Annotated in this window: 15 protein-coding genes; 9 read left to right on the forward strand and 6 right to left on the reverse strand. The window is 43.1% G+C overall.

Annotated elements, in window-relative coordinates:
* Window positions 1–28 precede the first annotated feature (28 nt).
* Together ACWATR_RS24875 and ACWATR_RS24880 are read right to left on the reverse strand one after the other, a co-directional pair.
* Entirely contained in the window at window positions 29–565 is a 537-nt protein-coding gene (locus ACWATR_RS24875; RefSeq protein WP_460338318.1) for a phycobiliprotein lyase, read from the reverse strand.
* A 228-nt stretch (window positions 566–793) separates the two neighbouring features.
* Window positions 794–1,552, reverse strand: coding sequence for a phycobilisome rod-core linker polypeptide (locus ACWATR_RS24880; protein ID WP_460338320.1), 759 nt, complete (start codon window positions 1,550–1,552; stop codon window positions 794–796).
* Window positions 1,553–1,705: 153 nt separating this feature from the next.
* Between ACWATR_RS24880 and ACWATR_RS24885 the strand changes: the two genes are divergently transcribed.
* Window positions 1,706–1,933, forward strand: a complete 228-nt coding sequence (locus ACWATR_RS24885; protein ID WP_460338322.1) for a hypothetical protein — start codon at window positions 1,706–1,708, stop codon at window positions 1,931–1,933.
* A 111-nt stretch (window positions 1,934–2,044) separates the two neighbouring features.
* Here the strand turns inward: ACWATR_RS24885 and ACWATR_RS24890 are convergent, their stop codons facing one another.
* Together ACWATR_RS24890 and ACWATR_RS24895 are read right to left on the reverse strand one after the other, a co-directional pair.
* Entirely contained in the window at window positions 2,045–2,908 is an 864-nt protein-coding gene (locus ACWATR_RS24890) for a phycobilisome rod-core linker polypeptide (protein WP_460338324.1), read from the reverse strand.
* A gap of 487 nt (window positions 2,909–3,395) precedes the next feature.
* Window positions 3,396–3,977 (reverse strand): phycobilisome protein, encoded by a 582-nt coding sequence (locus tag ACWATR_RS24895; RefSeq protein ID WP_460338326.1) that lies wholly within the window; start codon window positions 3,975–3,977, stop codon window positions 3,396–3,398.
* Between the two features lie 281 nt (window positions 3,978–4,258).
* On the opposite strand from ACWATR_RS24895, the gene ACWATR_RS24900 reads away from it, so the two are divergent.
* Together ACWATR_RS24900 and ACWATR_RS24905 are read left to right on the forward strand one after the other, a co-directional pair.
* A complete protein-coding gene (locus ACWATR_RS24900; RefSeq protein ID WP_460338328.1) occupies window positions 4,259–4,921 on the forward strand; it encodes a HEAT repeat domain-containing protein in 663 nt (220 codons plus the stop codon).
* A gap of 241 nt (window positions 4,922–5,162) precedes the next feature.
* A complete protein-coding gene (locus ACWATR_RS24905; RefSeq protein WP_420760158.1) occupies window positions 5,163–5,363 on the forward strand; it encodes a hypothetical protein in 201 nt (66 codons plus the stop codon).
* Between the two features lie 72 nt (window positions 5,364–5,435).
* On the opposite strand, the gene ACWATR_RS24910 is transcribed toward ACWATR_RS24905, so the two are convergent.
* Window positions 5,436–6,260, reverse strand: coding sequence for a pentapeptide repeat-containing protein (locus ACWATR_RS24910; protein ID WP_460338330.1), 825 nt, complete (start codon window positions 6,258–6,260; stop codon window positions 5,436–5,438).
* A gap of 117 nt (window positions 6,261–6,377) precedes the next feature.
* Here ACWATR_RS24910 and ACWATR_RS24915 point away from each other — a divergent pair, with 117 nt between their 5' ends.
* The 4 genes from ACWATR_RS24915 to ACWATR_RS24930 all read left to right on the forward strand — a co-directional run bounded on the left by ACWATR_RS24915 (window position 6,378) and on the right by ACWATR_RS24930 (window position 10,642).
* Window positions 6,378–6,956 carry a phycobiliprotein lyase gene (locus ACWATR_RS24915; protein ID WP_460338332.1) on the forward strand — a complete coding sequence of 193 codons (579 nt, stop codon included), beginning with the start codon at window positions 6,378–6,380 and terminating at the stop codon, window positions 6,954–6,956.
* 336 nt (window positions 6,957–7,292) lie between these two features.
* Complete coding sequence (locus tag ACWATR_RS24920) at window positions 7,293–8,027, forward strand: 15,16-dihydrobiliverdin:ferredoxin oxidoreductase (protein WP_069068876.1); 735 nt, start codon at window positions 7,293–7,295, stop codon at window positions 8,025–8,027.
* A gap of 50 nt (window positions 8,028–8,077) precedes the next feature.
* Window positions 8,078–8,824: a phycoerythrobilin:ferredoxin oxidoreductase gene (locus ACWATR_RS24925; protein WP_460338334.1), complete on the forward strand. Its 747-nt coding sequence runs from the start codon at window positions 8,078–8,080 to the stop codon at window positions 8,822–8,824.
* 198 nt (window positions 8,825–9,022) lie between these two features.
* Window positions 9,023–10,642, forward strand: coding sequence for a CocE/NonD family hydrolase (locus ACWATR_RS24930; RefSeq protein ID WP_460338336.1), 1,620 nt, complete (start codon window positions 9,023–9,025; stop codon window positions 10,640–10,642).
* A gap of 33 nt (window positions 10,643–10,675) precedes the next feature.
* Here ACWATR_RS24930 and ACWATR_RS24935 read toward each other — a convergent pair whose 3' ends face one another.
* Window positions 10,676–11,560: an ATP adenylyltransferase family protein gene (locus tag ACWATR_RS24935; RefSeq protein WP_460338338.1), complete on the reverse strand. Its 885-nt coding sequence runs from the start codon at window positions 11,558–11,560 to the stop codon at window positions 10,676–10,678.
* Between the two features lie 213 nt (window positions 11,561–11,773).
* On the opposite strand from ACWATR_RS24935, the gene ACWATR_RS24940 reads away from it, so the two are divergent.
* Both ACWATR_RS24940 and ACWATR_RS24945 read left to right on the forward strand, forming a co-directional pair.
* A complete protein-coding gene (locus ACWATR_RS24940) occupies window positions 11,774–13,036 on the forward strand; it encodes an HhoA/HhoB/HtrA family serine endopeptidase (RefSeq protein ID WP_460338340.1) in 1,263 nt (420 codons plus the stop codon).
* A 442-nt stretch (window positions 13,037–13,478) separates the two neighbouring features.
* Window positions 13,479–13,730, forward strand: coding sequence for a hypothetical protein (locus tag ACWATR_RS24945; RefSeq protein ID WP_460338342.1), 252 nt, complete (start codon window positions 13,479–13,481; stop codon window positions 13,728–13,730).
* Window positions 13,731–14,272: the final 542 nt, after the last annotated feature.

The raw sequence follows: 14,272 nt of genomic DNA on the forward strand, positions 1-14,272 counted from the left end.
TTCCTTTTATGTTTTAACCTGATATTTGCTAACTGGTTGAATTTGACAAAGAACGAATTTCTGAAGAAAAGGAAGCTGTTGTCACGCCTTTACCATCACTGGTTTTAATTGTCGCTACCCGAAATCGCAGATTTGGGGTAGCAAACCAAATTTTTTCTTCAGCAGCAGCGAGTTCATACTCTGTCAGCAGGGTAAAAATCCCATCGTCACTCAGATGATATTTAGCCACTGCTGGGATTGTTTCAGCGTATCCCTTATCCCGCAGAAGTTTTCCTATAGAAGAATTTGCGGCATCAGGAATTGGCACCAGCACAGTACTACCAGAAATGGGCTTATCGTCCCAGTCTGACTCACCTTTCCAAGTCATCCGAAAGGGGTGGGTGATACTGGTGGGGTCTGTGTCATACAATTGACAAATTGCTAACACTGCCGGATCATCGGTGGATAGAGATTCAATGTCAATGTCAGACAGGACTTGTTCAAAGTGGGCGAATGCTAAATGATGACCGCTACGCTGCGATCGCCATCGTCCAATTGAAAGTTCAAAGAATTCAGTAATTTCCATTAGAAAAGCAATCTTAAAAAGTAGCTTAAAATCCAAGATATATCTTGGCTAAAAAGTTATTCTCCTAGTCTATATACTAGCCAACAGTGCCAATACTTCTCGGTTAATCACTTTTAACTCGGAATCTGGTTTGGGGAAAAGGTTAAAGGTTAAGGGGTAAAGGTTTTTTCTTTTCCCTTTCCCATTCCCCATTCCCCATTCCCCATTCCCCACTCCTAACTCACCTAGTTAAGCAACTTCAGTGATACTGATGATTTTGCCGCCTGTCCGATGAATGTTTTGCACTTGTCCAGACAGTTGGTTGTAGTTAACTACATATTCGAGGTTGCCCAAACGAGTACGGAGATTGGCTGAACCTTTGACTGCCTTAATCAAGAAGCGTTTGTCGGTACTGCTTACACTAGAACCAGCCGCAGGAGCCTTGATGGATGTGGGTAAGTTGGAACCAACATCGCTGATCAGTTTGGCTTTGCGATCGCGATCGCTGCTAGCTACCCCTCTGAGTAAGGTAAAGGTGCGGTTAAAGGTAACATTCTTAATTCCGATTTGGGAGCTTGTGCTGCGAACATAAGGAACGATATTCTCGCCAAAATTCTGCTGATATTCGTAGCTATCGATATAGGATTCGATCTCAGCATCATAGCCTTGTTCGTTATAGATGCGGACGTGTTCGGCAATTTCAGCCTGATCAGCAGGAGGACGTCCTAGCAGATGTTTGAAGTTCAGTTCAATAAACCGATATTGGGAAGAAGAGTTGAAAAACAGGGATTGATAAAGTTCTGATTTCGCAACGGTGTTGACGAATTCGCGGACGTTGATTTTGCGATCGCGCAATTGCGATTCAGCAGTGGCTAGTCGCTCACTTTCCAACAAGTGAGCATTGCCCAAAACCTGTTTGTAAACTGCCCGAATCAGTGTTTGTAATTCACTTTCGCTGGTGTTCGGACGCAGTTCAACTCTCGGTGAATCAATAGCCCAAAGTGACATTGAAGTATCTCCTTAAAAACTTGCATTAAATGAAATTTCTGAGCATCCTACCCCTGATAAAGGTAGAATTTCCTATCAGTTGTCAGTTATTTTTGCTACTGACCAGCTTTTGTAAAACTTTAGTTTGTGAAAGTGTGTTAAATATCTTCGTATATGACAACTGACAGCAGAACCGATCAAACCCCAGATCAGCGATCGCTTGAGCTAACTGTTAATGAATCAGGACTTACGCAAACAATAGCCAAAACCCTTACTAATTGTCAGGTAGGGGCAATTCATATAGACGTAAAACGGCTTTTTGCAGGGTATTGCCCCAGAGCACGTAAGTTTTGCGTAAGTCATAGTAACTATCAACACTGGGGATTAAAGACTGGAGATTGAGTATGGTGGAAATTATTTCCCAATCCCTAAGAGAATGTTTGAAAAGTACCTAAAGTCATAGCGAAACACTTTTCAAATAATCCCTAAGCTCTAATCCCCAATTTCTATTCTCTAGTTGACAGGAGTAACACTGGCGATCACACCGCCCTGCTTGTGAATCCGCTGATACTCTTGTGAAAGCTGATTGTATGGCACGAAAAAGACCTGGTTACTGCGGCGAAACTTGGAAATGTTATTTACCACATTTGCCTTGTAGCCAGTGACTTCAACCCGGTAGACCTTACCGTTGTCACCAGATCCCACACCTTGACGAGTGCGAGCAGTAGATGTTGGGTTGCGGAATGCAGCACCCTTGCTAGCTGGTGAAATTACGGGGGTAGGCGTGCTTTGAATTAGCAAACTGTTCAATTTTGGTTGTTTGCCAGCTAAGTCACCTTTCAAGCTGCTGCTAGAAGAACCACGTACCAGTTGGAACAAGTGAGTAAACTGAACCAAACTCTGGATAGCTTCGGTTTTGTAGCCCCGAATATAAGGCACAATGTTTTCCCCGAAGGTTTCTTGGTATTCGTCGCTGTCTAGATAGGAATCAATTTCAGCTTCAAAGCCCTTTGTATCCAGAATAGTGCTGTGTGTACGCGTTTCTTCTAGATCCAATGGCGCACGACCAAGGAAATGCCTGAAATTTAATTCGATCGCTCGATAGCGGGGTGCGCTATCAAAAAAGCGTGAACGGTAAAGTTCCGACTTCCCAACTTGACGTACAAACTCACGAACGCTAATGTTACCCCGTTTGAGTTGGGATTCAGGAACGGAAAGCCGCTCACTCTCCATTACATAAGCATTGCCTAGAACTTGCTTGTAGACTGATCTAATTACGGTTTCAGCTTCCTCATTAGAGCGACTTGGCCACAGATCAATGGGATCGGTGTCTTCAAACAGTGCGACCCCTAATCGTGATGCTGGTCCAAAAGCCATTCAAACTATCTCCCAGTTAACAACTAAATTTTATGAGAAGGATATTCAGCAGATGTTAAAAAACTTTACATCATTGTGACAAAGGAGAGGACATAGAGACTTTAAATCCTTATTAGTCTTGATGATTTTAAGTTTTTGCACCGTTTGCTTTTACATATTGTGATACGATGCCGAAACCATATTTATTAAAATTTGTGAAGCTATATGATACTTTTAAAGAAAATTTAGCTTTTTTTTAGCATTTGATTTGCGATTGGGATACAAGTGATGGTATTTTACCGTCCTCTTGAGCAAAAGTATTAATCGTGCTGAGTACCCTTGGCGTCTCCCCTTCACTACGAGATGCTACGCGAAGGGAGAAGTTAATCTCAATAAGTGGGCAAGAATAAATAAAACTATATTACGCAATGTAAAATTAATTAAAATTGTCTCCTAGTAAGAGATGAAGCTCTGACTACAAACCTTTAATTATTCACGCCCACTTAACTTATCGAATTTGGAAAGTAGCCAGTTGGCTGATTAAATGATCAAAATAGGGAGCAAGAGTTTGCTGCTGATTGGCTTGGCAGCGTTGCAAACTAGCAGCCTTGATGCTTTTTAAGCCTAAAAGCATTGCATCCAATGGAACTTGTAATTCCTGATAAAGCAAGTTCATATAGTGCAGTCCGGTGGGATTTGTATACTGAGTGTGGCCACCTGCAATGCTGTATGTAATACAGCGGAGAAAATGCCAAAAGTCTCGCCAGCAAGCTTGGGCGCGTTCAGGTGGATAGAGACCGCCTCCAGGCTGGATAATTTCAGGATAAGTTGCTAAAACCTGAACTCTTGCTTCATCAACGATTTCGGCTGCGCGATCGCGTAACAATTGAGCAACAGGAATCAACTCAGAATTATCGGGTGACAAGGTTTTAATCTGCGATAAATCTTCATCGTCCAGGTAACGAAAAGCATCATCCGCAGCTTGGAATATGGCGATCGCTGGTTTGGGATGGGACTGTTCCCACTCAGTAAAGCTGACAATTCTAGCTTTGGCTATTAATTCTTTGACGGTTTCGCTTAATTGAGTCATTAGTTTAGGGGATAGGGCATTGGGCATTGGGCAGACAGGGAACAACGAGAATAACCTATAGACTTCTTGCAGAAGTCGGGAAAAGGTGAAGGGGAAAGGGGGAAAGGTTTTGTATTTTCCCCTTCCCCTTTAACCTTTTCCCTTTTCCCACCTCTTGCAAAAAGCACTTTTGCAAGAGGTCTTATGTATTCCCAATGCCCTTGATTCAATCTTCTGATCATGCGATCGCCATTTTTTTACATCTGTAAAATAAAGTAAGAATAGCTTTACCAAATGCACCTATGGAAATCCATAAAATCCAAACTGAACTGAAGAACCCAGATTTTCACTATCGTTTGAAGGCGATCGCAGCCCTCGATGATTATGAATCAGAAGTTGCAGTTCCTCTGCTCACAAGTAAACTTCATGACTCAGAATTTTTAGTGCGTTCTTTTGTCGCCAGGGGTTTGGGTAATCAACAATCAGCGGAATCTTTTGCGGCTTTGATGCAAATTATGAAATTTGACGATACCCCAAACGTGCGGGCTGAGGCGGCAAATTCTTTATCGCTATTTGGTAGAGTCGCAGTTTCTCATCTAGTTCTGGCATTTTATCAGGATGACCATTGGTTAGTGCGGCGGAGCATTTTGGCTGCGATCGCTGAAATGGATTGTCCTGAAGAACTATTTGATATCTGCGTTCAGGGTTTAAAAGATGAAGATTTCACAGTTCAGGAATCCTCTGTTGATGGACTCGGCTTACTAGCTGATTCTAGCCAAAATGCTGCGGCATTATCCCAAATACTAACATTGGTGAATGATGAATCTTGGCGGATGCGGGTGCGAGTTAGCTATGCCCTCAAACGATTTGATGAGCCGGAAGCCAAAGCAGCCCTGAACCAACTCAGACAGGATGAGGATCACCGAGTCGTCGGAGCGGCTTTAGAAGACTTGTTGCCACAATAAGTAGTCGGACACAATTAAATTCATTGGTGGAGATAGGGAACAGGTTAGAGGTTACGGGAAAAAACTTGTGTAATTATTTCTGTCTGATTACTTAGCAGTGTGACTTTGTTCACAATATTGTGATAAAAATTATCAGAAAAATAGTTAATATATTATTTTACCTTAAATCTGACAAAAATATCCGGTTAATCTGCCAAAATCTGGAAGAAAAGATCAACTTTTTCAAGATGAGGAGGCATTTGTGACTGATACACCAACTGGTCAAATGACTTGGCGACTACCAGGTTCCTCAGAATGTGCCTTACATTTGCGGCATAATGCTTCAGAACCTTGGCGATCGTATAAAGAATTTCCCCAATATTTTCTACCAGATCCACCAGGTTTTTCCGAAGGATACGCGACATTTTTAGCACTCCTGAAAAAGAACTGGAAACCTTTATGAAGAGTGCTGAGTGCCCCTTCTTCTTTTTTATCCAATTCATGACTCTGAACTCGCAACTCAGCACTGTATTTATCAAGCACTCAAACTCTCACGAGTTGTTGTGCGGGTATAGGCGTTCCAAACGTCAAGTTCTGAATATGGACGGCTGGAAAGCATAGCTTTAGTTGCTTCTGTGAGTCCTTGAGCAAGAGTAAAATCTGCCCCAGCAATACTTTGAAGATGCTCCATCTCTGCATCACTGAAGTCAGCTGCTCGCAGGTCTGTATCCCGCAAATCGGCTCCAGTCAACCGAGCATTCCGCAAACAAGCCCCTGTCAAATAAGCTTTTGTCAGGTCAGCGCCGCTCAAAGCCGCACCTTGCAAATTGGCTCCAGTCAAATCAGCGCCACTCAAGTAGGCTCCACGCAGATTCGCGCCTTGTAAATCTGCATTTCGTAAAGAAGCTGTATTCAGAAAAGCACCATTGAGATTAGCACCCGGCCCTACCGCTCCCGAAGCTTTGTAGTTATATTCTTGGGGCCATTTAGTTTGTGAATCATAACGTGCTACTTGGAGTTTAGCTCCCTCCAAATTTGCACCACTGAGATTTGCTTGTTGGAGGTTAGCACGGTTTAAATAGGCTCCCTGCAAATTCGCCCCACTTAAATCGGCTCCTCGCAGATTCGCGCCTCGCAAATCAGCCCCACTTAAATCAGCATTACTCAAGACCAACTCACTGAGGTCGGCTCCTAATAGCTTGGCTTTGCTCAAGTTAGCTTGTCGTAAATCGACTTCCCTTAGATTGAATTGGTACAAATCAACCCCATCCACAGGGATTCCTTTTTTCAGGGCTGTTAAGATTTCTGGAGTTGGACTGGGGCGATCGCTAGTAATAAGTTGAATTTCAGTATTTGTCATCAGCTGATTAAAATATAACTTTTGGAGTTATCCTACACTTTAGCGAAATGGGGACTTCATCTCATAACTCAGTATTCAATAACGCCAAAAGTTTGATAAAACGAGGTTTCAAAACAGATGCATTTAATACCGCCCTTGACAATGCTCGACTTCTTCCGCAAGAGTGAGGGAACATGGTTTACGGAACGCTCAGTTCATCATTTTGACTCGGCAGCGGATGAGTCGGGAGAGTCGAATTTGATCATTAAAGTCATGGAAAAGGATGATCCAAAAGTCCAAGAAGTTTGTACAGCCCAAGGGATAGATCCTACTAAAGCAACAAGCGGTGCAAGCTTTGCATGGCAAGCGAATCTAGATACCAGGCTACCGAATACTGATAATGCTGCCATTTTGGTTGATGTTCCCGACGAAACGAGACGTTCTGGAAAACTGATCCGCAACCAAGGTTATGTTGAGAGCATTCCGGTTGTGAGTCGGTATCGATTTGCCGATGATGGAGTGCTGACGATTGATACTGACTATGACAATAATCAAGGTCAGGAACGTTGTTGGTTTGTTACGGATGATTTTCGTGTCAGAGTCAGTACCGTGCGAATGATGAACGGAGTCAACTTGATGACTTATTGTTCTGAGCGTCGCTGTGTTTCCCAAGAATTGCTGGAGCAAATGATCAGTCACAATCATGCTAGGCGTTAGTGGGAGTGGGGAGTGGGGAGTGGGAAGTGGGGAATGGGGAAGGGGGAATGGGGAATGGGGAGTGGGGAATGGGGAATGGGGAATGGGGAAGGGGGAATGGGGAAGGGGGAATGGGGAAGGGGGAATGGGGAAGGGGGAATGGGGAATGGAAAGAGTAATCTACAATACCCAATGACCAATGACAAATGACAAATGACCAATGACAAATGACAAATGACCAATGACAAATGACTAATGACTAATGCCCCATTAAGGAATGTTGCTTTGTTTCTCATAAATGAGACGTGCATGATTGCCATAACTTATTTTCATGCAAGGGTTAACAAATCATGCTCCATGTATAAGCCTTTCCTGGAATTTTTAGAAAAAGAGCTATTTCAGCGGTTTGATTTACAAAGTAGGGTCATTCCCCCTGGTTTGGAATTCAAAGTTAGCGATCGCGGCAGAAACCCAGCAACTATTCGCAGTTGGTGTCACCAATGTCAAGAGTTGCGGAAAATTCGCTATACCTACATTGATGCCGGGGAGAGTGCCCAAATTTTTAACAGCGTGGTTTATCCTAGTCATCACTACGATCTACCTCTGTTAGGGATTGATTTTTTATCCTTTGGTAAAGTCAAAAACCTGATTGTGCTTGATTTTCAGCCTTTATTTCAGGATGAAGATTATCAAAAAAAATATATAGTTCCGCTGAAATCTCTCCACGATAAATACCCGGATTTAGCGCAAAACTTAGAAATGAAGTTTTACGATGCTAATCAGTATTTTTCTAAATACCTACTGTTTGCCAAAACCGACCCTGAAACAGTAGCAACGCGAGTCTTTGAAGCTTTTCAGGATTATTTAAACCTGTATTGGCAAATGTTAGCAGATGCCAAACCGCTCCAAGATCCTGAAGATATCCAGCGGATTGTCAAAGCTCAAAAAGATTATGACCAATATAGTGCAGACCGCGATCCCGCATCTGGTTTGTTTAGCAGCTACTTTGGACATGAATGGGCAGAGCGCTTTCTCCATGAATTCTTATTTGAAGATGCTGTTCCCCTAGCAGTTGGCGCTAGCAAAAGATAATTGGCATTGGGCATTGGGGATTATTAATTTTGAATTCGGAGCGAAGCAACGTGACGCTTTATCAACCATTTCTCGATTATGCGATCGCCTATATGCGATCGCGCTTGGATTTACAGCCCTATCCTATCCCCACTGGGTTTGAGTCCAAGAGTGCTGTTGTGGGCAAGGGAAAGAATCAGGAAGAGGTTGTCACCACCAGTTATGCCTTTCAAACTTCAAAATTGCGGCAAATTCGCGCAGCTCACGTACAGGGTGGCAATTCGCTGCAAGTGCTGAATTTTGTGATTTTTCCCCGTCTCAACTACGATTTACCCTTTTTTGGGGCAGATTTGGTGACATTGCCCGGAGGACATCTAATTGCTTTGGATATGCAGCCCCTATTTCGAGACGATCCAGCGTATCAAGCAAAATATACTGAACCAATTCTGCCCATTTTCCACTCCCATCAACAGCATCTATCTTGGGGAGGAGATTTTCCAGAAGAAGCACAGCCCTTTTTCTCTCCCGCTTTTCTGTGGACTCGTCCCCAAGAAACGGCTGTAGTAGAAACTCAGGTGTTTGCCGCTTTTAAAGACTATTTGAAAGCTTATCTGGATTTTGTAGAACAAGCAGAAGTTGTAACAGATTCCCAAAATTTAGCAGCCATTGAGCAAGCCCAACTGCGATACCTACGATATCGGGCTGAAAAAGACCCAGCACGAGGGATGTTTAAACGCTTCTATGGTGCAGAATGGACTGAAGAGTATATCCACGGCTTCTTATTTGACCTAGAGAGAAAATTAACAGTCGTCAACTAGAGGATATTGTGCAGGAAGTAAGGAGCAATGGTAAATTATCGCAGCCCAAGTAACTGCGATCGCTGTCAATACTTGTCTGGTTTTGGGGGAGTGGGAAAAGGTTAAAATATCAAGCCTTCCACTCCTTTTCCCCTTAACCGAGCAGTATTGTGATCGCTGTATAGTTTACCTGTTTTTGAAATTTCCCTAATCTTATCCATGCTCAAAGTCCTTCCCAAACAAACCGCCTCCATGCACACTCGTGATGGAGTCCGCTTGGATGCAGACATCTATCGTCCCGATGCTGATGGGGAATTTCCCGTATTATTGATGCGACAACCCTACGGACGAGCGATCGCATCCACTGTTGTCTATGCCCATCCTAATTGGTATGCTGCCTACGGCTACATTGTAGTAATTCAAGATGTCCGAGGACGCGGCACTTCTGAAGGCGAATTTCAGCTATTTACTCACGAAATTACAGATGGCGAAGATGCGGTAAATTGGGTAGCAAATCTACCTTCTAGCAATGGCAAAGTTGGCATGTATGGCTTTTCCTATCAAGGAATGACTCAGCTATATGCCGCAGTTAATCAGCCTAGCGCCCTCACAACGATTTGCCCTGCCATGATTGGCTATGATTTGTACACAGATTGGGCTTATGAAGGAGGTGCATTCTGTTTACAAACTAATCTCGCTTGGGCAATTCAATTAGCTACAGAAAGCGCCCGTTTGCGAGGAGATACAGCAGCCTATCAAGCCTTATTTGCCGCTTCTCGGAATCTGCCTTTGACTAATCCAGAAATTCTCCAGCAACTTGCCCCTGATTCTTTTTATCATGAGTGGCTGGCACATTCCCAACCAGATGCATACTGGGAAAAACTTTCGCCTAAACACCACTTGCAATCTGTTGATTTGCCCATGTTCCACATTGGAGGATGGTTTGACACCTACCTGCGGGGTACTTTGCATTTATATAAAGATATGGCAGTTCGTAACAATACACCCCAACATTTGTTAGTCGGGCCTTGGGCGCATTTGCCTTGGGGTCGTAAAGTTGGTGAAATTGATTTTGGTACCAAAGCGGCGAGTCCTGTAGATAGGATGCAAGTCCGCTGGTTCGATCAGTTTCTCAAAGGTGTAGATACAGGATTGCTTCAGGAATCGCCTGTTTGCCTATTTGAGATGGGAAGTAATATTTGGCGTAGTTTCCCCAATTTCCTTACAGAAAATCATAAATACTATTTCTTGTCAACTACCGGACTAGCCAGCATCCGCGAAGACTCAGGAACTCTTTCCAATGCCCCATGCCCCATGCCCCATGCCCCAGATGTATTAGTTCATGACCCTTGGCGACCAGTTCCGGCTTTGGGTGGTCATGCAGCAATTCCTGCGGGTGTATTTGAGCGATCGCATATTGATTGCCGTTCCGATGTCTTAACTTACACTAGTGAACCCTTGGTAGAAAATTTACATTTGGCAGGAGACGTGGTAGTAAAAGTCTCATGTACTGCTGATAAACCTAGTTATGATTTGTGTGCGGTGCTATCAGAAGTACATCCTGATGGGCGTGTGTATAATTTGACCCAAGGTTATGTACATTGTCGAGACGTGGCAAGTAACATCTCTACAACAATTCAACTGCAACCGACTTGTGCGCGAATCGCCAAAGGTAACGCCTTACGTCTAAGTTTAAGTGCGGCGTGCTTTCCAGCCTATGCGATGAATTCTGGAAACGGTGCAGTCATAAATAGCGATAGTTTACGAGATGCTCAAATCATGACGTTGACCGTGAATTGTGGAAGTGAGGGTAATTCTCAAGTTTTATTACCTGTGTAGGCGTAATCCGTCGTAGATATCGCACCAACTTAATTAGGATATAGCAACATTCTTGAGGATAGTCATCGGCCCTTCAGCTTTGAGAAGCTCCATTTCTGCGGCATTTCGCACTAGCAAAGCACCAGCGAATCCCAATGAATTTACAGAGATGGAGTGAAAATGCTCCTGCGATCGCGGTACAATCAACATCCATTCTCGTGTCGCCAGCAAATTGTAAGCACCCAATTGCTTTGCATCTAAACCCACCGCATCTAGCAAAGTGAGATAAACTTCCAGTGTTGCTTGACCCCCTCGCATCCAATCGGGATCTAGCGGTGCGAAAGCGTGTATAAAAGGAAGCCCTGGTAAAGTTGCGTTCGAGTCCTGAAATCGTGCTGCCTTCAACAGAGGTTCAATAGGTATTTGCGGGCCTGAAGATGCAAGTGGTAGAGGAACTAACTGTAAATGCTTGTGTCGCTGACTTGCACCTGCCGTTTTGCCACTATTGTAAAATGCTAAACCATCGAAATCAGCTAGACATGCCCACATAGCCGTAAAATCTTCCAAGGTGAGCAAACTTTCCTGTTCCTCAAAATCACGGGTGATGATTAGCAAGTGATAATCAACAACATTGAATTTATTTAAAATACATACATGCGTATCAGAGATATCCGCTACAAATAAATCCTCTTCGTAGGGCAAGAAAGGATTAAACTCTTGACCAGACGTAGCAGATTGTTTTTTCTGTTTTTCATCGGCTGCTTTTTTGCGATTCAAGTTAGACAAAATCCGCACTAAAAAGCGCACATTATCCTGTTCGACAAACTCAAATTCCGTTGGTATTGACAGCAACGCTCCACATTGCAAAGCATGTTCCGTCTGCTCTTTGACACTTGTCCATAAAGTACCAGGCTTAAGTAAGATTTTACCCTGTGCCATTTTATTCCTTCAGACATGGATGGAACACGCAATCGGAGTACACAGATGTGCGCCCCTACGAATGACTATATTCCATATAGGTAGAGTTCAGTTAAGGTGGGATGCGATGGTTAAAATACCAAATCTTTCACAACAACGCAATACCTCCGCAACAAAACTGTCATAAATAATATCTACATTAGTAATATATCTAAAATATCTTTCCAGACAGCAATGCAAAACCAATCTCGTGATGGAGAACACCCATCAAATAGCATTTTATCAAACACTGTTGACACCAAATACCAAAATCGAGCGCCCTGGAAAAAGGCTGCCGCCTCTCTATCGCTGGTGCTGCTGGGATCAGGTATGACATTAGCCGGTGGCTATATGGCTGGAAATTCTCGGCAGATGTCTGAGAGTGCATCTAACTTGGCAGTTAGTCGAGTCAATGCCGCTCCTCCATTACCAGCCGCCACAGATCCTAATTTTGTGACACAGGTGGTGCAGAAGGTCGGGCCAGCAGTAGTGCGGATTAACTCTTCCCGAACTGTAAGAAGCCGGATACCAGATGAATTCAACGATCCGTTTTTTCGCCGCTTTTTTGGTTCCCAACTGCCACAATCAGGAGAAAGGGTACAACGGGGTACTGGTTCAGGTTTTCTCATCAGTTCCGATGGTCGGATTCTCACTAACGCCCATGTCATAGATGGTGCTGATACAGTGACAGTGACACTCAAAGACGGGCGCACCTTGGAAGGTAAGGTGTTAGGAAAAGATGAATTAACCGATGTCGCTGTTGTCAAGATTCAGGCAGAGAATCTACCTTCAGTAGCTTTAGGGAACTCAGATCAATTGCAACCAGGAGAATGGGCGATCGCGATCGGCAACCCCCTTGGACTAGATAATACAGTAACTACCGGAATCATCAGTGCTACTGGACGCAGTAGTAATCTAATCGGTGCTGCGGATAAGCGAGTAGAGTATATTCAAACTGATGCAGCGATTAATCCTGGTAACTCCGGCGGCCCCCTGCTAAATTCTCGTGGCGAGGTAATTGCCATGAATACAGCTATAATCCAAGGGGCACAAGGATTAGGCTTTGCTATTCCCATCAACACAGTACAACGCATTTCTAATCAACTTATAGCTACAGGCAAAGTAGAACATCCTTATCTGGGAATTCAGATGATGGGGTTAACGCCTCAACTAAAACAAAATATCAACTCAGATCCCAACAGCGGTTTGAATGTGAGTGAAGATAAAGGTGTATTAGTTGTGAAAGTTGTGCCAAATTCGCCAGCCGCTAAAGCAGGAATACGTGCTGGTGATGTAATCCAAAAGCTTGGTGGACAAGCAGTCACAGATGCCAGTAGTGTCCAAAAAGCAGTAGAAAACAGCCAAGTCGGGGGCGATTTACGTATGGAATTACGTCGCAATGGGCAGAATATTAATGTAGCTGTGCAACCTGGTGCTTTCCCCACCGCAGTGCAATAAAAGTTTTGCTATCAATTGAATAAAAGTGAATTTTCTGGGATGGGTATTTTGCCCGTCCCTTTTTTTCAGGTTGCAAAGTTGAGTTGCAATCACTGTAATATCGTGCCTGGTTAAAGACTTATCATTAAGACCGCAGAGAAGAGGGGTTGTTGGGCTTTCTGCATATCTGATTCGGGAACTATAGGATTGATATTTGATTTCTAAAAAAACTCAGTACAACTAAGAAGCCTTCTTGCCTATTGCCTATTGCCTATTGCCTGTCTACGCAAATTAGTTCAGAAATCAAAGCGGATTCCTATATGACATTAGTCACGGTTTAACTAATTACCTTTTTCACTAGTGTATATATCCCTTCAGTTTTATCATTTATTTGTCAAAGCGATTAATATTTCGCGAGATATTAATCACTTTGATGTCTACATCATAGAAGGAAAGTTTGCGAATGAGTATTAAAAGAATACTTGCTAGTTTAGCGCTGATTTTACCAATTGCTGTTACCTTTATTCCTTCCCAAGCCGATGCCCAGATCAGACGGCCAGTTAGGCGACCAGTACCAGTTAGAATAATCAAAAGACCAGCGCCAGTTAGGGTTTATACTCCTGCTCAAGCGAGAAGGAGGATATTGGTTCCTGGACGTTGGGTACAACGAAATCGTGGTCGCCAGTGGATACCAGCTCGCTATGTATATAGATAAAAAGACCTACAACTGCAATAATTTATTGCCTATCAATATTGATTGCAGAGTTCTTTTTTCATAGTTTTTGTTGTTGTTTAAAAATCCCCTTTAGAAATATTCTAAAGGGGATATTATTTCATGTTTTTAATAAAAATAGCACTTCTTTGTTGATTCCTATACAGATCCAGGACAAACACATTTAAATATTGACTAGCCTGAATAAGAGTGGAATGCAGCAAGATAGGCGTTAAATCTCTATACTTCTACAGCCGATTCATGTATTGCAAATATTTGTGGAAATGGTATGAGATAATTAACTATATCGTAAGTGAAGGAGTCAAGCGTCTGGAAGCATTGAGCGTAATTCCTAAAAGCTTCATTAATTAAATCAACAAACGTTTCGCCAATGACTTTGTTATGAAGACCTGGAAGTTTGACATCCTCACCACCGTGAACACACTGTGATTCTGGAGTAATGAGTAATAAGTAATAAGTAATGAGTCAATACCCGTTTTTCATCCACTCATTACTCATTACTCCTTACTCATTACTTTAAAGCC

This window comes from Nostoc sp. UIC 10890 (assembly GCF_054786515.1).

What these genes read in the sequence shown, in the direction of transcription:
- ACWATR_RS24920 (WP_069068876.1), top strand. Translation starts at nt 7,293, where the DNA reads ATGTATAAGCCTTTCCTGGAATTTTTAGAAAAAGAGCTATTTCAGCGG.
- ACWATR_RS24900 (WP_460338328.1), top strand. Translation starts at nt 4,259, where the DNA reads ATGGAAATCCATAAAATCCAAACTGAACTGAAGAACCCAGATTTTCAC.
- ACWATR_RS24885 (WP_460338322.1), top strand. Translation starts at nt 1,706, where the DNA reads ATGACAACTGACAGCAGAACCGATCAAACCCCAGATCAGCGATCGCTT.
- ACWATR_RS24915 (WP_460338332.1), top strand. Translation starts at nt 6,378, where the DNA reads ATGCATTTAATACCGCCCTTGACAATGCTCGACTTCTTCCGCAAGAGT.
- ACWATR_RS24880 (WP_460338320.1), bottom strand. Translation starts at nt 1,552, where the DNA reads ATGTCACTTTGGGCTATTGATTCACCGAGAGTTGAACTGCGTCCGAAC.
- ACWATR_RS24945 (WP_460338342.1), top strand. Translation starts at nt 13,479, where the DNA reads ATGAGTATTAAAAGAATACTTGCTAGTTTAGCGCTGATTTTACCAATT.
- ACWATR_RS24890 (WP_460338324.1), bottom strand. Translation starts at nt 2,908, where the DNA reads ATGGCTTTTGGACCAGCATCACGATTAGGGGTCGCACTGTTTGAAGAC.
- ACWATR_RS24875 (WP_460338318.1), bottom strand. Translation starts at nt 565, where the DNA reads ATGGAAATTACTGAATTCTTTGAACTTTCAATTGGACGATGGCGATCG.
- ACWATR_RS24935 (WP_460338338.1), bottom strand. Translation starts at nt 11,560, where the DNA reads ATGGCACAGGGTAAAATCTTACTTAAGCCTGGTACTTTATGGACAAGT.
- ACWATR_RS24930 (WP_460338336.1), top strand. Translation starts at nt 9,023, where the DNA reads ATGCTCAAAGTCCTTCCCAAACAAACCGCCTCCATGCACACTCGTGAT.
- ACWATR_RS24910 (WP_460338330.1), bottom strand. Translation starts at nt 6,260, where the DNA reads ATGACAAATACTGAAATTCAACTTATTACTAGCGATCGCCCCAGTCCA.
- ACWATR_RS24940 (WP_460338340.1), top strand. Translation starts at nt 11,774, where the DNA reads ATGCAAAACCAATCTCGTGATGGAGAACACCCATCAAATAGCATTTTA.
- ACWATR_RS24895 (WP_460338326.1), bottom strand. Translation starts at nt 3,977, where the DNA reads ATGACTCAATTAAGCGAAACCGTCAAAGAATTAATAGCCAAAGCTAGA.